The sequence below is a fragment of the Streptomyces sp. NPDC031049 genome (genome assembly GCF_055571015.1).
In genome coordinates, this window is the sequence record NZ_JBVIGC010000011.1 from 50,141 (window position 1) to 71,297 (window position 21,157).

The following is a 21,157-nucleotide window of genomic DNA, read 5'->3' on the forward strand; positions in this document are numbered from 1 at the left end:
CGCCCGGAGCGGGTGACGGCCGGCGTCCCCGCGGCCGGGCCCCGTGCCGTTGCGCGGTCCCGAGCCAGGGTGGAACTCTGGGAAGAGGCACCGGCTCGGGGAACGCCCCGCAGCCGCGCCGCGCGGCGCCGGGCGAGGCCTGTGCCCCGTGCAGCGGCGGCCCGCCGCCGTCCGCGGAGACGAGCGGCCGGTCCCCACCCCTGGAGGTACCCGTGAACAGCGCCGACGGATGGGGAGACGACGTCTACCAGCCCGACAACGACGACCAGCGGGAGGACACCGGGCTGCTCGACGCCGAGGACACCCTCGAGTACGACGGCGTCGACGACCCCCTCGACCGGGGCTGGTCCCCGCCGGAACGGCCCTGGGCCGTGGAGCACACCGGCGTGACGGCGGCGGAGCGCCTCCGGGGTGAGACGCTGGAGCAGCGGCTCGCCGAGGAACAGCCGGACCTCCTCGCGCCCGACGGCGACGGCCTCGGCGACGCCCGCGGCACCGACGGCGAACTGCTGGACAACGAGGTCGGCGCCGCCCGCTCGGGCCGGCTCGTGGCGCCCGACGAAGGGACGCACGAGGACGAGGAACCGGCGCTCGTCGCCCGGGACGTCGGCATCGACGGTGCCGCGGCGTCCGCGGAGGAGGCGGCGGTGCACGTCGTCGACGAGGACACCCTTCCGCGGTGACCCCGCCCCGCGGTCCCGTTTCCCCCGAGCGACCGGCCAGCACCGCGGGACCACCGCGCCGCAAGCCCCGCGCGTCCCGTCCGGCCACGCGCCCGCGCCGCCGCCCGGGACGCAGGACCCACGCAAGTCGCACGAGCCGCGCAGAGCGCGCCGGCCGTGTGAACCGCGCCAGCCGCGCAAGGAGCCCCCATGCAGCAGGACAAGCACCCCGACTACCACCCCGTGGTCTTCCGCGACCGCGCCGCCGGGTACGCCTTCCTCACCCGGTCCACCGCGACCAGTGAGGAGACCATCGACTGGGACGACGGCGAGACCTACCCGGTCGTGGACGTGGAGATCTCCTCCGAGAGCCACCCCTTCTACACCGGCAAGGCGCGCACCGTGGACACGGAGGGACGCGTCGCCCGGTTCGAGCGGCGCTACGGCGGCGAGGCGGGCCCCGGCGCCGCGGACACCGGCTGACCGCACGGACCGGACGCGTGGCCCGCGCCGCGGAGGGCGCCCGCCGGAGGGCGTCAGATGAAGTTGAGCGCCGCCGCGCCGCCCACTCCCCCGAGGAGCATGAACGCCGGCATCAGCACCTTGAGCTCCACCCAGCTGCCCGCCCGGAACCGCATCGCCTTCGGCGGGCCGACCGGGTACCAGCGCTTGCGGCCCACCGGGATCGGCCAGAGTATCGGGCAGCCGGAGACGGTCAGCGCGTCGCCGATGTCGTGCACCAGCGCGCCCAGGACGATCGGCAGCCCCAGCCACAGGTACTCCTGGCCCGGGGCGCTGAACAGCCAGTCCGCGCCGCCGCCCGGCCCGTCCAGGACGCCCGCGAGGATCCACGCGCTGGTCGCCGCCAGCAGCCACACCAGCACGTCGCTGCTGGAGCCGCGGGTCGCCCGCCACAGCAGGCCCTCGATGGCGAGCACCATGTGCACGAAGAGGATCGCCAGCACGGCCCACCGGCCGCCCGTGATCGCCAGCACCGAGGTGCCCCCGCCGATCAGGACCGCCCACAGCCAGGTGTGCGTGAGGGTGCGGTGCCCGCCGGTGCGGCGCGCGTCGCCCGGCTTCTTCGTGGCCTGGTAGACGGCGTACGACAGCTTGTCGACGATCTCGCACAGTCCCCGGGAGACCGGTCCGAAGGCCCGCGAGATGGTGGCCGCCTTGTGGTCGAGGTCCGGGGCGAGCGCGGCGCCGGCGCAGATCAGGGCTCCGGCGAGGAGGACCGGCCAGGGCATCGCGTGCCCGGCCGCGGCGGTCGCCGCCCCGACGCCCAGCCAGGCCGCGGCACCCGACAGTGAGTGTGCTGGTCCCATCATCGCCGTTGCCCGCCCCATTCCTCGTGTGCCGCTGTCCAGTTGTCCGGGTCCGCTGACGTGTCGTCGGCCGTCCAGCGTAGCGGTCGTGATCTTCGGCCCGGCATCCGATTCCCGCATCCGGGACGGGGCCAGGCAAGATGGGGGCGTGACCCTCATCGATCAGCTGCCGCAGACCGCCGACCCCGACGCCCTCTACGACGCCTTCGAGTCGTGGGCCCAGGAACGCGGTCTCACGCTCTACCCCCACCAGGAGGAGGCGCTGATCGAGGTGGTCTCCGGCGCGAACGTGATCGTGTCGACGCCCACCGGGTCCGGCAAGAGCATGATCGCGGCGGGCGCCCACTTCGCCGCCCTCGCCCGGGACGAGGTCACCTTCTACACCGCGCCGATCAAGGCGCTGGTGTCGGAGAAGTTCTTCGAGCTGTGCAAGCTCTTCGGCACCGAGAACGTCGGGATGCTGACCGGCGACGCCTCCGTCAACGCCGACGCCCCCGTGATCTGCTGCACCGCCGAGGTGCTGGCGTCGATCGCGCTGCGTGACGGCAAGGACGCGGACATCGGCCAGGTCGTCATGGACGAGTTCCACTTCTACGCGGAACCGGATCGCGGCTGGGCCTGGCAGATCCCGCTGCTGGAACTGCCGCAGGCGCAGTTCGTGCTGATGTCCGCCACGCTCGGTGACGTCTCCTTCTTCGAGAAGGACCTCACCCGCCGCACCGGCCGCCCCACCGCCGTCGTCCGCTCGGCCACCCGTCCGGTGCCGCTGTCCTACGAGTACCGGTACACGCCGCTCGCGGAGACCCTCACCGACCTGCTCTCCAGCAAGCAGGCACCCGTGTACATCGTGCACTTCACCCAGGCGCAGGCGGTGGAGCGGGCGCAGGCGCTGATGAGCATCAACATGTGCACGCGCGAGGAGAAGGACAAGATCGCCGAGCTGATCGGCAACTTCCGCTTCACCACGAAGTTCGGCCGCAACCTCTCCCGCTACGTGCGGCACGGCATCGGTGTGCACCACGCCGGGATGCTGCCCAAGTACCGGCGGCTGGTGGAGAAGCTCGCCCAGGCCGGGCTGCTGAAGGTGATCTGCGGCACGGACACGCTCGGCGTGGGCGTCAACGTCCCGATCCGCACCGTGCTGTTCACGGCCCTGACCAAGTACGACGGCAGCCGGGTGCGCACGCTGCGGGCCCGGGAGTTCCACCAGATCGCCGGCCGGGCCGGGCGCGCCGGTTTCGACACGGCCGGATTCGTCGTGGCGCAGGCGCCCGAGCACGTCATCGAGAACGAGAAGGCGCTCGCGAAGGCCGGCGACGACCCGAAGAAGCGCCGGAAGGTGGTCCGCAAGAAGGCCCCGGAGGGCTTCGTCGGCTGGACGGAGAACACCTTCGAGAAGCTCATCGCCTCCGAGCCGGAGCCGCTGACCTCCCGCTTCAGGGTCACGCACACCATGCTGCTGTCGGTCATCGCCCGGCCGGGCAACGCCTTCGAGGCGATGCGCCGCTTGCTGGAGGACAACCACGAACCGCGCAAGCAGCAGCTCAGGCACATCCGCCGGGCCATCGCCATCTACCGCTCCCTGCTGGACGGCGGCATCGTCGAGAAGCTCGACACCCCGGACGCCGAGGGCCGCATCGTCCGGCTGACCGTGGACCTCCAGCAGGACTTCGCGCTGAACCAGCCGCTGTCCACCTTCGCCCTGGCCGCGTTCGAACTGCTGGACCCGGAGTCCCCGTCGTACGCGCTGGACATGGTGTCGGTCGTGGAGTCCACGCTCGACGACCCCCGGCAGATCCTGGCCGCCCAGCAGAACAAGGCGCGCGGCGAGGCCGTGGCCGCGATGAAGGCGGACGGCGTCGAGTACGAGGAGCGCATGGAGCGCCTCCAGGACATCACCTACCCGAAGCCGCTGGAGGAGCTGCTCTTCCACGCGTACAACACCTACCGGCGCAGCCACCCCTGGGTCGGTGACCACCCGCTGTCGCCGAAGTCGGTGATCCGGGACATGTACGAGCGGGCGCTGTCCTTCACGGAACTGGTCGCCCACTACGAGCTGGCCCGCACCGAGGGCATCGTCCTGCGCTACCTCGCCAGCGCCTACAAGGCCCTGGACCACACCGTCCCCGACGACCTGAAGTCCGACGACCTCCAGGATCTGATCGAGTGGCTGGGGGAAATGGTCCGCCAGGTCGACTCGAGCCTGCTGGACGAGTGGGAGCAGCTCGCGAACCCGGAGGAGATGACCGCCGAGGAGGCCCAGGAGAAGGCCGACCAGGTCCGCCCCGTCACCACCAACGCGCGCGCCTTCCGCGTCCTCGTCCGCAACGCCCTGTTCCGCCGGGTGGAGCTGGCCGCCCTGGACCAGGTGGAGGAGCTGGGCGAGCTGGACGCCGACTCCGGCTGGGACGCCGACGCCTGGGGTGAGGCGATGGACAGGTACTGGGACGAGTACGACGACCTCGGCACCGGACCGGACGCGCGCGGCCCCAAGCTGCTCCTGATCGAGGAGGAGCCGCAGCACGGTCTGTGGCGGGTGCGGCAGATCTTCGACGACCCCGCCGGCGACCACGACTGGGGCATCAGCGCGGAGGTCGACCTCGCGGCCTCCGACGCCGAGGGCCGGGCGGTCGTCCGCGTCACCGACGTCGGCCAGCTGTGACCCAAGGAGAATCGCATCCATGACGAATCCGGCCGAGAGCCTCGTCTCCCTGCTCGACCTGGAGCAGATCGAGGTCAACATCTTCCGGGGCCGCAGCCCCGAGGAGTCGCTGCAACGGGTCTTCGGCGGCCAGGTGGCCGGCCAGGCGCTGGTCGCCGCGGGGCGCACCACGGAGGGCGACCGCCCGGTGCACTCGCTGCACGCGTACTTTCTGCGCCCCGGCCGACCGGGGGTGCCGATCGTGTACCAGGTCGAGCGGGTCCGGGACGGGCGGTCCTTCACGACCCGGCGGGTCACCGCCGTGCAGCAGGGACGCACGATCTTCAATCTCACCGCCTCCTTTCACAAGCCTGAGCAGGGGAGCTTCGAGCACCAGCTGCCGCCGGCCCGGCAGGTGCCGGACCCCGAGTCCCTGCCGACTGTCGCCGACGAGGTCCGGGAGCATCTGGGCGCGCTGCCCGAGCAGTTCGAGCGGATGGCCCGGCGCCAGCCCTTCGACATCCGCTATGTCGACCGGCTGCGCTGGAGCACCGAGGAGATCAAGGACGCCGATCCCCGCAGCGCCGTGTGGATGCGCGCGGTGGGGCCGCTCGGTGACGATCCGCTGGTGCACACCTGCGCGCTGACCTACGCAAGCGACATGACACTGCTGGACGCCGTGCGCATCCCGGTGGAACCGCTGTGGGGGCCGCGGGGCTTCGACATGGCGTCGCTGGACCACGCCATGTGGTTCCACCGGCCCTTCCGCGCGGACGAGTGGTTCCTGTACGACCAGGAATCACCGATCGCGACCGGCGGGCGCGGGCTGGCCCGGGGGCGGATCTACGACGTCGAGGGGCGTCTGCTGGTGTCGGTCGTCCAGGAAGGTCTCTTCCGGGCGCTGTAGGGCGACGCGGCTCACCCGCTTCTGCGGCGGAGCCGGTCCAGCAGGGCGCGGATGCGTGGGGGTTCAGGGGCCGGCCGGGGCGCCGGGTCATGGTCGCGGGCTGCCCGCACCGCGCGTACCAGGTCGGCGCGGAGCCAGCCGATCTCGTCCGGATCTGCCGCCGTCATGATCTCCTCGGCGGTCCGCGCCGTCGGTGATCCCGGTGAGCCGTGCGTCGCCACCGTCGGACGGAACCGGTCGAGATGGGCGCGCTCGTGGGGGTCCGGGACGGTCTCCGCGACCTGGGCCGCGTCGAGCAGCGACGCCACGGCGGCGGCCCGTGCCCATGGCCCGTGGGCCTGCCGGAGCAGGAAACCGAGGTGGCGGCCCCGCCAGTTGCGCGGTCGCAGGTCCGCCCCCGCGGCCAGCCGGTCCCGCAGCTCCTCGGGCGTGCGGCCCTTGAGCAGCGGGGCGTTGGTGTCGTCGGTGCCGAACTGCCGCAGTTCCTCGGCCAGGTAGAGCCAGACCACGGCCCGGTAGCGGTTCAGGTAGAACTTCACCGGCACCAGCAGTCCGAGCCGGGCCAGGCGGGTGAACCGCGTCTTCGGCACCTCCATGAGGGCGGAGCCCTCCGTGGTGCCCACGGTCCGCACGCTCTCGCACAGGGCCTGAGGGAAACCGGGCCGGCCGCGCAGCCGTTCCAGCTCGGCGTGGGTGACACGCCGGGCACCGCCGCCTCCGTCGCCGTCGGGAACGGTGCGGATGCGTCCGAGCCACACGGCCAGCTCGAACTCGCTGCGCTTGATTCCCAGTTCGCGTGCGGCACGGCTCACCGTCAGTGAAGCCGCCCCTGTGCCGGAGTGCTTGCGCTCCGTGGTCGCCGTCTCGTGCGTGAGGATGCTACCGGACATGCTCGTCTCCCCCGTGGAGTGTGCGCGGCCGGTGCCGGATGCGCCCGCCGACACAAGAACCGTAGCCGCGCCGACGACGGCCCGAGCGAGCCTGTGGACAACTCCGGCTAACTCCGGCGCCCGCTCACCCGGCGAGTGGAAGGTCGAGCGAAAGGTGCAGGTCAGGGCTCTATCGAGGAGCTGCGTGCCGGATGGCGCGCATCGACGTCGAGGTGCTCGCCGACCCGGTTGACCAGCAGGGTCATCTCGTAGGCGATCTGGCCGATGTCGGCCTCCGCGCCGCTGAGCACGCACAGGCAGCTGCCCGAGCCGGCGGCGGTGACGAACAGCACCGCGTCGTCGAACTCGACCATCGTCTGCCGCACCTGGCCTGCGCCGAAGTGGCGTCCGGACCCCTTGGCCAGGCTGTGCAGGCCCGACGAGACCGCGGCGAGGTGTTCGGCGTCCTCGCGGCGCAGGCCCGTGCTCGCGCCCGTCACCAGCCCGTCGTTGGAGAGGATCAGCGCGTGCCGTACATGCTCGACGCGCTCGGTCAGGTCGTCCAGCAGCCAGCCGAGTCCCTGGTTCTGCCCCATGCTCCGGTCTCCCCCTGTCGTCCCCGTGTGTGCGGTCCCCTGGCCGGGACCCGTTCGCCAGCCTTCCCCACCGCTCGGCTGCGGGCAAGGGAGGATGGGGACATGGCACAGAAGATGACCGACGAGGAGTGGCGGGCCTTCGTCTCGGAGGGCACCCGCACGGGCAAGTTGTCCACCGTCCGCGCCGACGGCAGTCCGCATGTGGCGCCGGTCTGGTTCGTGCTCGACGGCGACGAGTTGGTGTTCACCACCGGCAAGAGCAGCGTGAAGGGGCGCAATCTGGCGCGCGACGGCCGGATCGCCCTGTGCGTCGACGACGACCGGCCGCCCTTCGACTACGTCGTACTCCGGGGCCGTGCCCGTCTTTCGGAGGACCTCGGTGAGCTGAGGCACTGGGCAGCCCGCATCGGGGCCCGCTACATGGGCGAGCACCGCGCCGGGGAGTTCGGTGCCCGCAACGGCGTCCCGGGTGAGCTGCTGGTGCGCGTCGCCATCGACAAGGTGCTGGCGGAGAAGGGCGTGGCCGACTGACCCCGGCTTCCGGCTGCCCCGGGCGCGGCCGGTGACGGTGCCCGGACGCCGTGTCAGCCCACCGAGTCGAGCAGCCGGGCGGTGTACAACCGTCCGGCGTACTCCACGAGGCGGATCAGCACTTCCTTGCCCGAGTCGCGGTCCCGTGCGTCGCACAGCACCACGGGCGTGCCCCGGTCGAGGTCCAGGGCGTGGGAGACGTCCCGGACCTCGTAGCGGCGCGCTCCGGCGAAGCAGTTGACGGCGACCACGAACGGGATGCGCCGGTGCTCGAAGTAGTCCACCGCCGGGAAGCAGTCCTCCAGGCGCCGGGTGTCCGCGAGGACGACCGCGCCCAGCGCTCCCTGCGCCAGTTCGTCCCACAGGAACCAGAAGCGATCCTGGCCCGGAGTGCCGAACAGGTACAGGGACAGGCCGGTCCGGATGGTGATGCGGCCGAAGTCCATGGCGACGGTCGTGGTGACCTTGCGGTCGACGCCGTCGGTGTCGTCCACCAGTTGCCCGGCCTCGCTGAGCAGTTCCTCCGTGCGCAGTGGCCGGATCTCGCTGACCGCGCCGACCAATGTCGTCTTGCCCACGCCGAACCCGCCGGCGACGAGGATCTTCAGCGCGAGTGCGGCGGTGTCGCCGCCGGTGGCTTCGGTGTGCTCGGAGGCCATCGCTCACTTCTCTCTTGAGGGCCGGCCGCGGTCGGCGTCGGGGGTGGGGGGCGCCGCCGGTGCGAGCGGCGGGTGCGGGTGCGGGTGGGGAGGGTGGTGGGTGGTGGGGTCACAGCGCGCGGAGCCCGTCGATCACCTCGCGCAGGATGCGTTCGTCGGGCAGCTGAGCTGGCGGTACCGGCCGGCTGACGGTGACGACGCCGAGTTCCAGCAGGTCGCCCAGGAGCACCCGGACGACGCCCACGGGGAGGTCGGCTCCGGCGGCGAGTTCGGCGACCGACTGGGTCTCGATGCCGCACAGGCCGATCAGGGCCCGGTGCTCCGGGCCGAGCAGGGTGCCGTCGGCGGTGCCGGCCGCGCCGGGTTCCAGGGTGACGAGGGCGATGAGGTCGAACCGCACCCCGGTGGGGCCGGGCCGGGTGCGTCCGCCCGTCATCGCGTACGGGCGGACCAGTGGTCCGGCCTCGTTGTCGTACCACTGGCTGCCCGGCTGTCGTGGGCCGCCGGCCGCGTTCCCGGTCATCGGTGCGCACCGCCCTCCCGGCTCATCCGGCGGCGGGCGGCCGCGCGGTGGCGCGGGGTGCCGTGCGCAGGTGCTCGCCGACGCGCCGGACGAGCCGTGCCATCTCGTACGCCACCAGGCCGATGTCGGCGGTCACGGCGGTGATGACGGAGAGGCAGGAGCCCTCTCCGGCGGCGGCCACGAACAGGAAGCCGTCGTCCATCTCGACCATCGTCTGCCGTACGCCGCCGGCGCCGAAGTGCCGGCCGGCGCCCTTGGCCAGGCTGTGGAAGCCGGATGCGACGGCCGCGAGGTGCTCGGCGTCCTCCCGGCCGAGGCCGCTGGAGGCGCCGATCGCGAGCCCGTCGTTCGACAGCACCACGGCGTGCCGCACCTCCATGACACGCAGGGCCAGGTCGTCCAGCAGCCAGTCGAGTTCGCCGGACCGGCCGGCGTTGATGCCCGGGTCCTGGATCATGCGGGGTCTCCTTCGCTGCCGTCGCTGCCCGAGTGGCGGGGAGCGACGCGGTGGCCGGGGTGTACGCCGCCGCGCGCCCATCCGTCGCGGTAGGCGGCCATGCGGTCGCGGACGAGTTCGGGGGTGCGCTCGGCGTCGCCGCGGTGCCGCGGCGCGGGGACCGGCTCGCCGGGGGGCCCGTCGCGCAGCTGGGGGGCGAGGCTGGCCTGGCGCACCCGGCGCGGCAGGTCTCCGAAGTCCCCGTGGCTCCTGGAGCCCCCGTGGCCCCCGGAGTCCCGGTGGTCCCCGGAGTCCCGATGGTCCCCGGAGTCCCGATGGTCTCCGGAGTCCCGATGGCCCTCGAAGTCCACGCGGTCTCCCGAACTTCCGTAGCCCGCCGAGTCTCCCGGGTCGCCGGGTTGCCTGTTGCCTCCGCGATCCCCGTGGTCTCCCCGGTCCGCGCAATCCCCACGCTCCGCGTGGTCCCTCCGCTCCGCGTGGTCCCTCCGCTCCGCGTGGTCCCTCCGCTCCGCGTGGTCCGCCCGCTCCCCGTGATCTCCCGGGTCCTTGGGCTCTTGGCGGAGGCCGTCAGGAGACCGGTGCAGGCGCAGGGTGGTGGGCGCCGGGGTGCCGCCGGGGGTTCCGGTCGGGGTTCCGGTCTCCGGGGCGGCCGGCGCCCGCGGCACGAGGGCGGGCCGGTCCGGGGGTGCCGGTACGGGCGCCTGGTGCGGGCCGGTCTCGCGCACGCGCGCGTACCGGTACTCGTGCTGCTCGGGCTGCCCTTCCTCCATCGCCGCGCGGGCCGGATGCTCCGGCGCGCCGCCGTGCAACAGGGCGGTGGGCAGCAGGACGACGGCGGTGGTCCCGCCGTAGGGCGAGGTCTTCAGATGGACCTTGATGTCGTGGCGGGCGGCGAGCCGGCTGACCACGAACAGGCCGAGCCGGTCGCTGTCGAACAGGTCGAGCGCCTCGGACTGGGCGATGCGGCGGTTGGCCTCGGCGAGGGTGTCCTTGCCCATGCCCAGGCCCCGGTCCTCGACCTCGACGGCGTAGCCGTTGCCGACCGGCTCGCCGGTCACGCGCACGCGCGTGTGGGGCGGCGAGAACTGTGCGGCGTTCTCGATGATCTCGGCGAGGAGGTGGGTGAGGTCGGCGACGGCGGCGCCGACGACGGAGGCCTCGGGGAGCCGGCGCACCTCCACGCGCGCGTAGTCCTCCACCTCGGAGACGGCCGCGCGGATCACGTTCGTCAGGGACACCGGTCTGCGCCAGGCGCGGCCGGGTGCCTGGCCGGACAGGATGATCAGGCTCTCCGCGTGGCGCCGCATGCGGGTGGTGAGGTGGTCGAGGCGGAAGAGGTCACCCAGTTCGTTGGGGTCCTCGGAGCGGCGCTCCATGCCGTCGAGGAGGCTCAGCTGGCGATGGACGAGGATCTGGCTGCGCCGGGCGAGGTTGACGAAGACGCCGGAGATGCCGCCGGCCAGTTCGGCTCGTTCCACGGCGGCGTGCAGTGCGGCGCGGTGCACGGTGCCCAGGGCCTCGGCGACCTGGCCGGTCTCATCGTCGGCGGGCGGTCCGGGCGGGGCCTCGGAGCGGATGTCGATCTCCTCTCCCGCGCGCAGCCGCCGCATGGCCTCGGGGAGTTTGCGCCGGGCGATCTCCAGGGCGCTGTTGCGCAGGGTCACCAGTTCCACGACGAGTCCGCGGCCGATGCGCACGGAGATGACGAGGGACGCGGCGACGGCGAGCAGGCCGAGGAGGACCGCGGCACCGGCGGGGGTGAGGACTCCGCGGGTGAAGGGGTCGGCCCGGTCCGCGACCGAGCGGCCGGCGTCCTGCTCGATCGTGCGCATACCGTCGCGCACGCGCGCGTGCGCCCGGTCCCAGTCGGCTCGCGGCGCGGCCGTGTCGATCGCGCGCTCGTCCGGGCCGGAGGCGAGCAGCCGGTCCTCCGCCGCGCCGAGGGCCGCGTAGTCGCCGCCGTCGGCGAGGGCTTGCCAGGCGGCGCGTTCGGCACCGCGCAGGTCGGCCGTCGCGGCCTCGGTCAGGGTGCGCCGGGTGTCGACGGCACCGGTGAACAGCCGCAGCCGCGTGCCGTCGAGGCCGCCGGTGAGCCGGGCGGCGGCGAGCACCGCGTCCTCCTGGGAAAGCGCCTCTCCCGCGCGGGCGAACTCGACCAGTACCCGCGCGCCGGAGCCCTGCCCGGCGTCCTGGATGCCGCTGAGTGCGCCGCCCACCGCGAAGGAGGCCGAGATGGCCTTCGTGTAGCGCTCATAGGCCTCCTCCCAGCCCGTGCGGCGGTCGAGCACGGTGGTGCGCAGCGGGGCGATGCGCTCGGCGCCGGTGACGAACGCCTCGAGCCTCCGGGCCACTTCGGCGGGCAGTTCTCCGCTGTCGGCGACGGTGTGCCGGTCGCCGAGCCGCAGTTTCGCCAGGGTCCGGTCGGTGCGCTCCGCGCGTTGCTCGTACTCGCCGCCCAGCGTCGGCGACGGCCTTCCGGCGTAGCGCACGGCGGCCACCCGCTCGGCCTGGAGCGCGCCGACGGCCGCGGCGACGGGGGCGCGGACCTCCGACTCCACGCGCTGTGCCTGACGCAGCCGGGCGATGTCCTGGGCGGTGGTGACGGTGGCGTACGCCCACAGGGCGAGCAGGGAGACCACCGGCACCATCAGCAGGCAGACGATCTTGGCCCGGACGGTGCGGGGCCGGATGCGTCCGCGCCACGCGCGCGTGGCCGCACGGTCCGCCGGTGAGCCGGCCGGCCGGGTCCGGCCTTCGTCGGCCGGGGGCCCGGCGTGGGCGCGCCGGCCGCGGACGGGCGGCGGATGCGGCGTCGGGGCGCCGCCGGGGGCGGGGCGGGGTGTGGGCATGGCCTCCTCGCTCGGGAGAGGGTCGGCGGGCGGGGGTCGCTACGGGGCGTACGGGGGGGGCTCCGGCCCTCACCGGGCGCCGCTCTCGACGGTGCGCCCGGCCGAGGCGGACGCCTCCCGCTCCTTCGCGGTCGGGGACAGGGCGACGAAGGCCGAGGTCAGGAAGAGGTAGGAGCCGAGCCCGACGGCGAGGGGGAAGACGAACTGCATCGCCGTGGCGCCGGGCAGGGCGCCGTCGGAGGGCGTGACCCGCACGCTGACGGCGAACATCCCGGTGTAGTGCATGCTGCTCACCGCGGCTCCCATGATCAGGGAGGCGACGGTGACCGCGACCGGTGACTTGATGTGGAGCGCCGCCCACAGGGCCGCCGTGGCCGCGGCGACGGCGATCAGCACGGAGAGGCCGACGAGCATCGGGTCGTAGCGCACCTCGCCGTGCAGCCGGACCGCCGCCATGCCCAGATAGTGCATGCTCGCGACGCCGAGCCCGGTGGTCAGGCCGCCGAGCAGCAGTGCCCGGCCGCGGTCCCGGCCGTAGCCGACGGCGAAGACACCGGCGCACACGACGGCCATGGCGACGAGCAGGCTCAGGATGGTGAGCGGCACGTCGTAGCGGATGTCGGTCCCCGTGACGCTGAAGCCGAGCATGGCGACGAAGTGCATAGTCCAGATGCCGGTGCCGATCGCCGAGGCCGCGGTGACGAGCCAGTTGCGGCGCGCTCGTCCGGCGGCGTCCAGGGCGCGGACGGTGCAGCGCAGCCCGAGGGCGGCGCCGGCGCAGGCCATCGCGTACGACAGCACGGGGGTGAGCCAGCCCAGGGCGGCGTGGTCCAGATGTCCCATGGCCCCGGGACGCTAGACCCGGCGCAGGGGCGCACAAGGGGCGCATTTCGAAAGGTGCCGGTATCTGGCGCAGTGGTGTGCTGGACCGATCGCCTCCCGCTCGAACGTGTGCACTGTGACGTCGTCCGTGCCAGTGAGGGATCATGCGGAGCATGAGCGACGACCACACACATGTCCGGGAGTTCTTCACCGCCCGCGCGGCCGACTGGGACGCCCGGTTCCCCGACGACGGCCCCGCCTACGCCGCGGCGGTCGCCGGACTGGGTCTGCGCCCCGGTGACCGCGTGCTCGACGCGGGCTGCGGCACCGGTCGCGCCCTGACGCCGCTGCGGGCGGCCGTGGGGCCCTCGGGCGTGGTGGTCGGTGCCGATCTGACCCCTGCCATGCTCCGGGCCGCCGTACGGGCGGGCCGGGACCGGGACGGGCGGCTGCTGCTCGCCGACGTCGCCGCGCTGCCGCTGCGCTCGGCCGCCCTGGACGCGGTGTTCGCGGCGGGGCTCGTCGCGCATCTGCCCGACCCGGCCCGGAATCTGCGGGAGTTGGCGCGGGTGGTCCGCCCCGGCGGTCTGCTGGCGCTGTTCCATCCCCTCGGCAGAGCGGCGCTCGCGGCCCGGCAGGGGCGGCGGATCACGCCGGACGACCTGCGGGCCGAGCCCAACCTGCGGTCCCTGCTGGCCGGTTCGGGCTGGCGCATGACGTCGTACGTCGACGAGGACGACCGCTTTCTGGCGCTGGCGGTCAGGGAAGGCTGACCCACGGGTCCGGTGGCCGGCCGGGTCAGTCGGCCGCCGAGGTGTCGGGACGGCGGACCGGGCAGCCGCGGACGCCGGGCACCGGGCGGGTGCCCAGGTCCGCCACCCGGTAGCCGTCGGGGTAGCTCTTGATCTCCCAGTTCTGCCGGGCGTAGTGCGGGGCGCGCCGGGGCGGCATGAGCCGGACCGCGCGCCCGCGCAGGCGCACCGCGCGGCGCACGGCAGCGCGCGTGGCGGGACTCGGCGGCTCGTAGCGGAACGCCCGCAGGAGCGGTTCGTCCAGGAGCGCGAGGGTGGCGGTGCGCAGCAGTGGCGCGAGGGGACGCGGGTACCAGGAGGCCATGAGGTCGAGCGTGGCGTCGGAGACCCGCCGCGCGTCGGGGTCCCAGGCGAAATGGGCCTCCTCGTAGGAGTCGAGGCAGGCTTCGAACTCCTCGTAGGTCCCGGGGATGTCCTTGATCCCCATGTGCCGTCCGAGCGTGCGGTAGTACTCGGCGCAGGCCACGGTCTCGTGGCGGGACATCCGGCGCCACCCGTAGGCGTCGATCCAGCGTTTGGGCATCACGACGAAGGTGCACAGGACGTAGCGCATGTCGTCGTCGGAGATGTCGTAGCTGCGGTGCATCTGGTTGATCCGCCGGATCGCGGTGCGGCCCTGCTCGCTGGCGAAGCCGTGCTCGACGATGGCGTCGAGGAGGAGCGAGGTGTCGTCGTAGCGCCGCTGGGTGCGGTCCGTCAGCTCCGCCGTCTCGGCGAGCAGCCGGCCGATGCTCGGTACGGCGTAGGTGCGGTACAGCGCCAGTTCCAGGGCCCGGGTGAAGTCCCACGGAAACTCGTAGGTGGAGGAGAGCCGGTAGATCTCCGAAGCGTCCTCGTGGGGGTCCATCCGCCGGATCTGTTCCAGCCGTTCGAACCGCTTCACCGCTGTCGTCCCCTTCTGCCGTGGAGATTCCAACTCTACGTTGAGCGGCGGGAGATGTACGGTCGGTCAGGGCAATCACCAGGGGGGCAGGTGGTCAGGTTGTTGAGCCGCGTCCGCGAGGCGTGTGCCAGAGTGCTCGGCGCCCGGCGCGCGCGGGGCGACGGGCGGGGCGACGGGCGGGGCTCGCCCAGTCGGGAGACACGCGCGCACAACCTCTTCGAGGCCGCCGCCGTCCACGTCGCGGCATGCGCGCGGGACGACCAGGAGCGCGCCGAGGAAGCGGCGGGCTGGGTGTCACCGGAGGCGCTGTCGTTCGGCGTCAGCGAGCTGGCGTGCCGCGCCGTCGTCACGCTCGCGCGCGAGCGGGGCGAGGCGCCGGAGGACGTGGCCCGTGCCCTTCTGGGACTGCCGAGGGCCTGACGCACCGGACGGCCCTCGGCCGGTCCCGCCTCGCGCCGGACCGGCCTCGCAACGGGACCCGCCTCGCGCCGGACCGGCCTCGCACCGGACGTCCTTCGTGGTCGGTTTCACCCCGTCCAGCCGGAAAACTGCAGCTCGGGTGGGCAGCGGGGTCGTGACAAGCCCCGTCGGCGCGCACTAGGGTGCGCGCCGTTGGCACACCGATGGGGAGGCACTGATGGCCGGGACGGAAGAGAACGCCGTCGCCGCCGCGGACGACGCGCTCTATGTGCTCACGGCGGTGCTGCTGACACCGGCGAAGTTCCCGAGCGTGCTGGGCGACGACTACCCGGAGGCGTGCGCCGCGCTCGGTCTGCCCCCGCTCGCCGACGGCTACGGACTGGTGCTCGGCCAGGACGGTGCCGGGGCCCGGTGGACCGTCGCCATCGACGACGTGTCGCTCGTCGCCGTCGCCATCGCGTCGTGGGACTGCGGCATGGAGTACGACCTGTCCCCGGACGAGCGCACGGTCGTCGCCGCGCTGCCCGGCTGGCCGCTCGCGGTGGCGGTGGCGGCTCCCGGCGTGCCCGCGCCGCACGACCCGGCGCCGGAGCCGGGCGAGCCTGCCGCGCTGGCCCCGCCGGACACGACCGTCTGGGGGCCCGCCCAGCGGCGTCTGGGGGCCGACGAGATCGCCTTGCAGTGGGCGCAGTGGCGGGAGCAGATCGACGACAGCGAGTTCTCGACGGCGGACGGCGGCTCCGACGGTGCCGAGGCGGCGGAGCAGGGCCCCGAGCGGGATGCCGAGGGGGACGGCGAGGGCGGGGCCAGGGGGCACCGTGGTGTGCGGCGAGTGCTCGCCGAGGCACGCGCCTACCTGGAGACGCCTCCGCCGCTGGGCCGTGTGCGGTCGTCCTTCGCGCCGGGCGGCGCGCGCACGCTGCGCGCCGACGGGCCCGGATGGTCGCTGGTGGCCCGGACGGACGACATCGCGTTCGTGCTGCTGGACGAGGAGCCCGGTGAGGTGCTGCCGGTGGGCCGCGGGCCGGAGCTGCCCGGGCTGCTGGAGGCCCTGGACCGGATGGCCGTGCGCCCCAGCTGATCGTCCCGCACCCGCCCGGTCCGGCGACGCTCCGCGCGGGCGCGTCCGCACGGCGGCGCCGTGCCATCGGCGGCCCCGCGCCCACCGTGGGGCCCGCGCCCCTCGCGCCCGCCCGTGGGCCGGACGAGGACTGGCCGCGGGCCCCACGGTGGGCAGCCCGCGGACAGTGACGTGACCGCTCCCGTGCGGCGGCGGTGAGCCCGGCGCCGCGGCGCCCGCGTCAGCGCCTCAGCGGCCGAGCTCCCTGCGCGTGTTGCGGCGCAGCCTGCGTCGCTGTGACGGGTCCAGCGCGAGGTACGCTGCGGCCGGGACTCCCAGGATGATCAGAAGGGCGGCCCACCAGGGCAGCCAGATCAGCAGGATGAGTCCGGCCGCCACACCTCCCGCGGCGATCTTGGCGTTGTTCGACATCTTGGCGCCTCCTTCGCGGCCTCTGCCGCTCTCTGTCCTGAGAACGGGCCCGCGCTCCCCGCGGTTCCACGTCGCGACCCTGAGACGCCCCTGAGACGGGACCCGGACTCGACCCCGAGAACACGTCGGCGACCGCGGCGGAGGAGGGCAGCAGACCCTGACCTGCATGGTGACTCAGTTCACAGCGAAGCACATCAGATCGCCACAGAAAACCTGTATAATCAGCGACTCCGACTCGGCTAGTCAAATTTGAGGAATAGGTCATCACCGCGCAGACGACTCACCCGACAGCCTCCTCTCCCTCCCGCTCCTCCCTCACCGATGCCGCCCTCACCGATGCCGCCCTCTGCGACGAACTGACCCGTTGCTGCGCCGTGTTCCTTCCCGGCGATCCCGCACGCGCGGGCCGTGTCGCCTTCTGGCGGCCGGACGGACAGGTCCCCCCGGCAGTCCCGTCGGGCTCACCGGCGGAACTGACGGTCGCGGTTCCCGCCGGGGACGGCGCCGAGACGGTGCGCGTGTCCGCCGCACTGCTCCCGGTACGGACCGCCCTGCCCGTCCTCACGCGGGCGCGCACCCGCGTGGACGCCCACCGTTCATCCGCCTTCTGGGGCGCCGTGGCCGTGCAGGCCCTGGGCTTCGTGGCGCGGGGACTGCTGCTGCCGGGCCTGTCCGCCTCCGGTCACGACGCCTGGCGTGCGGGCCCCCTGCGCACGGAGGACATCGACCGGGTCCGCCGTTTCGCGGCGGCGATGCCGCCCGAGGCCCACGCCGTGCCGGTGGACGACTCCCGGCCCCCGCGCCTGCCCGACCCGGAGCAGCTGGTGCGCGCCTTCCTGGACGCCGTGGCCGACACCCTGCCCCGCTCCCCCGCCGCCGCCCTCGCCACGGGCGGGCCGGCGTACGCGGGGCGCGAGCCGCGGCGCCACCCCGGGTTGCGGGCCTGGGCGGACGACGTCGCCGCCGGTCACGATGCCGGCGTGCGGCTGTCGTTGCGCGTCGAGGTTCCCGGACTGCACGAAGCGGCCGGGCCGGCGGACGGCACGGCGCACGGAGCGGCGCCGTCGTTCCGGGCCGTTCTTCAGATCCATGGCGTGCACGACGCGACGCTCGTCGCGGACGCGGCCGACGTCTGGGCCGGCACCGCGGGCGACGGGCCCGGTCCACGCGCGCGGATGGACGCCCTGCTGGCGCTGCGCCGCGCCGCCCGCGCCTGGCCCACCCTGACGCCCCTGCTGTCGGCGGCCGTGCCCGATGCCCTGGACCTGGCCGACGACGAGGTCGTCGATCTCCTCGGACGGGGCGCCCGGGAGCTGGCCGGGGCCGGTGTCGACGTGCACTGGCCCCGGGAGCTGGCCCGGGACCTGACCGCCCGCGCGGAGGTGGGACCGCCCGAGGGCGAGCCGGGTGCGGGCACGTCCGCCTTCGCCGGGCGGCCGTCGTTCCTGTCCGCGGACGCGCTGCTGGCCTTCGACTGGTGGTTCGCGCTGGGCGAGCACCGGCTCACACGCGAGGAGCTGGACCGGCTCGCCGAGGCCGACCGGCCCTTGGTGCGCCTGCGGGACCAGTGGGTCCTCGTCGACCCGGAGGAGGCGCGCCGGGCCCGCGAGCGACAGGACCGCAAGATCACCCCCGTCGAGGCGCTCGCCGCGGCCCTGACGGGTTCGGCGGAGGTCGACGGCCGGCCGGTCGAGGTGCGGCCCACCGGCTGGCTGGCGTCCCTGCGGGCACAGCTCGCCGAACCGGAGGGGCAGGAGCCCGTCGAGCAGCCCGCCGCGCTGGCCGCGACCCTGCGCGACTACCAGCGGCGGGGACTCGGCTGGCTGGCCCGGACGACCTCGCTGGGCCTGGGCTGCTGCCTCGCGGACGACATGGGCCTGGGCAAGACCATCACGCTGATCGCCCTGCACCTGCACCGGCAGACCGACGCCTCGGCGGCCGGTCCGACCCTCGTGGTCTGTCCGACCAGCCTGATGGGCAACTGGCAGCGGGAGATCGAGAGGTTCGCGCCCGGCACGCCCGTGCGCCGGTTCCACGGCACGCGGCGCGAGCTGGAGGACGTGGCCGACGGCGAGTTCGTGCTCACCACGTACGGCACGATGCGTCTCGACGCGCCACGGCTGGCCGAGGTGGCGTGGGGCATGGTGGTGGCGGACGAGGCCCAGCACGTGAAGAACCCGTACTCGGCGACCGCACGCGCCCTGCGCACCATCGGTGCACGCGCGCGCGTGGCGCTGACCGGCACTCCGGTGGAGAACAACCTGTCGGAGCTGTGGGCGATCCTGGACTGGGCCACCCCGGGACTCCTGGGCCGGCTGGGCACCTTCCGGCGGCGCTACGCGCGTGCCGTCGAGGGCGGCCAGGACCCCGCGGCGGCGGAGCGCCTGGCCCGGCTGGTGCGGCCGTTCCTGCTGCGCCGGCGCAAGGCGGACCCCGGGATCGCCCCGGAACTGCCGCCGAAGACGGAGACGGACCACCCCGTGTCCCTGACCACGGAGCAGACCGCCCTGTACGAGGCGGTGGTGCGCGAGGCGCTCGCGGACATCTCCGGCGCCGGCAGCATGGAGCGGCGCGGGATGATCGTGAAGCTGCTGACCGGGCTGAAGCAGATCTGCAACCACCCGGCCCAGTACCTCAAGGAGGACAGCCCGGCGCCGGCCGGCCGCTCGGGGAAGCTGGAGCTGCTCGACGAACTGCTCGACACGATCCTCGCCGAGGGTGCGGGAGTGCTGGTCTTCACCCAGTACGTGCAGATGGCGCGGCTCCTGGAACGGCACCTGGCCTCCCGGGGCGTCGCCTCCCTGTTCCTGCACGGCGGCACCCCGGTCACCGAACGCGAGGCCATGGTGCGGCGCTTCCAGGACGGAGAGGTGCCCGTGTTCCTGCTGTCGCTCAAGGCGGCGGGCACCGGACTGAACCTCACCCGCGCGGAGCACGTCGTCCACTACGACCGCTGGTGGAACCCGGCCGTCGAGGCGCAGGCCACCGACCGCGCCTACCGCATCGGCCAGACCAGGCCGGTCCAGGTGCACCGGCTGATCGCCGAGGGAACCGTCGAGGACCGCATCGCCGCCCTGCTGCACAGCAAACGGGAACTGGCCGACGCGGTGCTCGGCTCCGGCGAGGCGGCGCTCACGGAACTGACGGACGAGCAGCTCGCCGACCTGGTGGCACTGCGAGGGGGTACGCGATGACGCGGTACGACGACGACACGGAACGCACGTTCGCCGCGCTGCCGCCGGCACGGGGCCGCGGCTTCGCCCGGACCTGGTGGGGGCAGGCCTGGCTGAAGGCGCTGGAGGACACGGCGCTGGACGGCACGCAGGTGAAGACGGGCCGCCGGCTCGCGCGCGCGGGGGCGGTCGGAGCGGTGTCGGTGCGTCCCGGGCGGATCACCGCGGTCGTCCACGACCGGGATCGCACGGCACACCGGGCCGACGTCCTGCTGGAGCAACTGTCCGACACCCAGTGGGATCGCTTTGTCGACATGACGGTCGAGCGGGCCGGGCATGTCGCGGCCCTGCTGGACCGGGAGATGCCCACCCATCTGGTGGAGGACGCGGCGACGGCGGGCATCGAACTGCTGCCGGGCATGGGCGACCTGGTGCCGGAGTGCGACTGCGGCGACTGGGACCACTGCGGTCACACCGCGGCGCTGTGCTACCAGGTGGCCCGGCTGCTCGACCAGGACCCGTTCGTCCTGCTGCTGATGCGGGGCCGGAGTGAACGTGCCGTGCTGGAGGCCCTCCAGGCACACGGCTCGCCACGCGACGAGGAGTCGGCCCCCCGTCCCGAGGGCGTGGCCGCCGACGAGGCGTACGCGGCGGCACGGCTGCTGCCCGAACTGCCCGCCCCTCCCGGGCTCCCGCAGGAGCCGGGGCTGCCGCCCTCCCTGGACACCGAGACCGCGCCCCCACCGGAGGTCGACCCGGCCGCGCTGGCGTTCCTCGCCTCGCGTACCGCCGCCGAGGCCCGCCACCTGCTCGCCGAGGCCCTGCGCCCGGGACACGACCGGCGCCCGCCGGAGCCGGAACCGACGCTGGAGCAGGACGCGGTGCGGCTGGCCGCGGACGGGGCGGAACCCGCCCTGACCGGCCGGCTCGCGGACGGGACCGGGCGCTCCCGGGACGCCTTCGCGGTGGCCGTACGCGCGTGGCGGCACGGAGGAGCGGCGGGCCTGTCCGTGCTGGAGGAGGAGTGGACGGTGACGGGCGAGGCGCTCGCACGCGCGCGTGCCGCTCTGGAGGCCGCCTGGGACGCGGACGAACGGCCGTCGCTGCGGGCCCGGGCCAACCGGTGGACGGTCGTGGACTCACCCCACCAGATCCGGCTGGGCCGCGACGGCGGATGGTGGCCGTACCGCAAGGAACGCGGCCGCTGGGTCCCCGCGGGCGGTTGCGCGCAGGACCCGGCGACGGCACTGGCCTCGGCGGCGCTCGGAGCCGGCGACGAGTCCTGACGACCGGGGCCCTGGCCACCTCGCCGCGACCGGCTGGTGCATGGGCCCGCCGCTGACGACGTCGTGTGCGCCGGCGACCGCCACGGGCCAGCCCACGAGGGCGAAGCACGGGAGGTCGTTGACGTCGTTGCCGGCCCCGCGGAGGGCGGGCCGGGGGGGGGGGGGGGGGGGGGGGGGGGGGGGAGGGGGGGGGGGGGGGGGGGGGGGGGGGGGGGGGGGGGGGGGGGAGGGGGGGGGTTGTTTTTTC

The 21,157-nt window shown here is 74.1% G+C and carries 20 protein-coding genes; 10 read left to right on the forward strand and 10 right to left on the reverse strand.

From position 1 onward, the window contains the following. Positions 1–212: 212 nt before the first annotated feature. Both ACZ45Q_RS19570 and ACZ45Q_RS19575 read left to right on the forward strand, forming a co-directional pair. Positions 213–683 (forward strand): DUF5709 domain-containing protein, encoded by a 471-nt coding sequence (locus ACZ45Q_RS19570; RefSeq protein WP_468262649.1) that lies wholly within the window; start codon positions 213–215, stop codon positions 681–683. Positions 684–872: 189 nt separating this feature from the next. Beyond that, entirely contained in the window at positions 873–1,145 is a 273-nt protein-coding gene (locus ACZ45Q_RS19575; RefSeq protein ID WP_468262651.1) for a type B 50S ribosomal protein L31, read from the forward strand. Positions 1,146–1,198: 53 nt separating this feature from the next. On the opposite strand, the gene ACZ45Q_RS19580 is transcribed toward ACZ45Q_RS19575, so the two are convergent. After that, positions 1,199–1,993, reverse strand: a complete 795-nt coding sequence (locus ACZ45Q_RS19580; RefSeq protein ID WP_468262654.1) for a metal-dependent hydrolase — start codon at positions 1,991–1,993, stop codon at positions 1,199–1,201. Positions 1,994–2,138: 145 nt separating this feature from the next. Between ACZ45Q_RS19580 and ACZ45Q_RS19585 the strand changes: the two genes are divergently transcribed. Both ACZ45Q_RS19585 and ACZ45Q_RS19590 read left to right on the forward strand, forming a co-directional pair. Beyond that, positions 2,139–4,652 carry a DEAD/DEAH box helicase gene (locus tag ACZ45Q_RS19585; RefSeq protein ID WP_468262657.1) on the forward strand — a complete coding sequence of 838 codons (2,514 nt, stop codon included), beginning with the start codon at positions 2,139–2,141 and terminating at the stop codon, positions 4,650–4,652. A 19-nt stretch (positions 4,653–4,671) separates the two neighbouring features. Continuing rightward, positions 4,672–5,538: an acyl-CoA thioesterase gene (locus ACZ45Q_RS19590; protein ID WP_468262660.1), complete on the forward strand. Its 867-nt coding sequence runs from the start codon at positions 4,672–4,674 to the stop codon at positions 5,536–5,538. A gap of 11 nt (positions 5,539–5,549) precedes the next feature. Here ACZ45Q_RS19590 and ACZ45Q_RS19595 read toward each other — a convergent pair whose 3' ends face one another. Next, a complete protein-coding gene (locus ACZ45Q_RS19595; protein WP_468262663.1) occupies positions 5,550–6,428 on the reverse strand; it encodes a DUF6397 family protein in 879 nt (292 codons plus the stop codon). A gap of 161 nt (positions 6,429–6,589) precedes the next feature. Beyond that, positions 6,590–7,003 carry a roadblock/LC7 domain-containing protein gene (locus ACZ45Q_RS19600; RefSeq protein ID WP_468262666.1) on the reverse strand — a complete coding sequence of 138 codons (414 nt, stop codon included), beginning with the start codon at positions 7,001–7,003 and terminating at the stop codon, positions 6,590–6,592. Between the two features lie 102 nt (positions 7,004–7,105). Between ACZ45Q_RS19600 and ACZ45Q_RS19605 the strand changes: the two genes are divergently transcribed. Further along, positions 7,106–7,534 carry a PPOX class F420-dependent oxidoreductase gene (locus ACZ45Q_RS19605; RefSeq protein WP_468262669.1) on the forward strand — a complete coding sequence of 143 codons (429 nt, stop codon included), beginning with the start codon at positions 7,106–7,108 and terminating at the stop codon, positions 7,532–7,534. A gap of 53 nt (positions 7,535–7,587) precedes the next feature. Here ACZ45Q_RS19605 and ACZ45Q_RS19610 read toward each other — a convergent pair whose 3' ends face one another. The 5 genes from ACZ45Q_RS19610 to ACZ45Q_RS19630 form a co-directional block, all read right to left on the reverse strand. Continuing rightward, on the reverse strand, positions 7,588–8,193 hold the full coding sequence (locus ACZ45Q_RS19610) for a GTP-binding protein (protein ID WP_468262672.1): 606 nt from the start codon (positions 8,191–8,193) through the stop codon (positions 7,588–7,590). A 109-nt stretch (positions 8,194–8,302) separates the two neighbouring features. Beyond that, complete coding sequence (locus ACZ45Q_RS19615) at positions 8,303–8,716, reverse strand: DUF742 domain-containing protein (RefSeq protein WP_468262674.1); 414 nt, start codon at positions 8,714–8,716, stop codon at positions 8,303–8,305. A 22-nt stretch (positions 8,717–8,738) separates the two neighbouring features. Beyond that, positions 8,739–9,173 (reverse strand): roadblock/LC7 domain-containing protein, encoded by a 435-nt coding sequence (locus tag ACZ45Q_RS19620; protein ID WP_468262676.1) that lies wholly within the window; start codon positions 9,171–9,173, stop codon positions 8,739–8,741. Then, positions 9,170–12,022 carry a sensor histidine kinase gene (locus tag ACZ45Q_RS19625; protein WP_468262678.1) on the reverse strand — a complete coding sequence of 951 codons (2,853 nt, stop codon included), beginning with the start codon at positions 12,020–12,022 and terminating at the stop codon, positions 9,170–9,172. Before ACZ45Q_RS19625 ends, ACZ45Q_RS19620 begins: the two co-directional genes overlap by 4 nt. Before the next feature lie 69 nt (positions 12,023–12,091). After that, positions 12,092–12,865, reverse strand: a complete 774-nt coding sequence (locus ACZ45Q_RS19630; protein ID WP_468262681.1) for an MHYT domain-containing protein — start codon at positions 12,863–12,865, stop codon at positions 12,092–12,094. Positions 12,866–13,017: 152 nt separating this feature from the next. On the opposite strand from ACZ45Q_RS19630, the gene ACZ45Q_RS19635 reads away from it, so the two are divergent. Further along, positions 13,018–13,617: a class I SAM-dependent methyltransferase gene (locus tag ACZ45Q_RS19635; RefSeq protein WP_468262684.1), complete on the forward strand. Its 600-nt coding sequence runs from the start codon at positions 13,018–13,020 to the stop codon at positions 13,615–13,617. Positions 13,618–13,642: 25 nt separating this feature from the next. Here ACZ45Q_RS19635 and ACZ45Q_RS19640 read toward each other — a convergent pair whose 3' ends face one another. Then, positions 13,643–14,539: an oxygenase MpaB family protein gene (locus ACZ45Q_RS19640; protein WP_468262687.1), complete on the reverse strand. Its 897-nt coding sequence runs from the start codon at positions 14,537–14,539 to the stop codon at positions 13,643–13,645. A gap of 99 nt (positions 14,540–14,638) precedes the next feature. Here ACZ45Q_RS19640 and ACZ45Q_RS19645 point away from each other — a divergent pair, with 99 nt between their 5' ends. Both ACZ45Q_RS19645 and ACZ45Q_RS19650 read left to right on the forward strand, forming a co-directional pair. Beyond that, complete coding sequence (locus tag ACZ45Q_RS19645; RefSeq protein ID WP_468263241.1) at positions 14,639–14,959, forward strand: hypothetical protein; 321 nt, start codon at positions 14,639–14,641, stop codon at positions 14,957–14,959. Positions 14,960–15,176: 217 nt separating this feature from the next. Beyond that, complete coding sequence (locus ACZ45Q_RS19650; RefSeq protein WP_468262689.1) at positions 15,177–16,040, forward strand: hypothetical protein; 864 nt, start codon at positions 15,177–15,179, stop codon at positions 16,038–16,040. A gap of 228 nt (positions 16,041–16,268) precedes the next feature. On the opposite strand, the gene ACZ45Q_RS19655 is transcribed toward ACZ45Q_RS19650, so the two are convergent. Further along, positions 16,269–16,451: a hypothetical protein gene (locus ACZ45Q_RS19655; protein ID WP_468262692.1), complete on the reverse strand. Its 183-nt coding sequence runs from the start codon at positions 16,449–16,451 to the stop codon at positions 16,269–16,271. 356 nt (positions 16,452–16,807) lie between these two features. On the opposite strand from ACZ45Q_RS19655, the gene ACZ45Q_RS19660 reads away from it, so the two are divergent. Together ACZ45Q_RS19660 and ACZ45Q_RS19665 are read left to right on the forward strand one after the other, a co-directional pair. Beyond that, positions 16,808–19,645: a DEAD/DEAH box helicase gene (locus tag ACZ45Q_RS19660; RefSeq protein WP_468263244.1), complete on the forward strand. Its 2,838-nt coding sequence runs from the start codon at positions 16,808–16,810 to the stop codon at positions 19,643–19,645. Beyond that, positions 19,642–20,910 (forward strand): SWIM zinc finger family protein, encoded by a 1,269-nt coding sequence (locus ACZ45Q_RS19665; protein WP_468262695.1) that lies wholly within the window; start codon positions 19,642–19,644, stop codon positions 20,908–20,910. Before ACZ45Q_RS19660 ends, ACZ45Q_RS19665 begins: the two co-directional genes overlap by 4 nt. Positions 20,911–21,157: the final 247 nt, after the last annotated feature.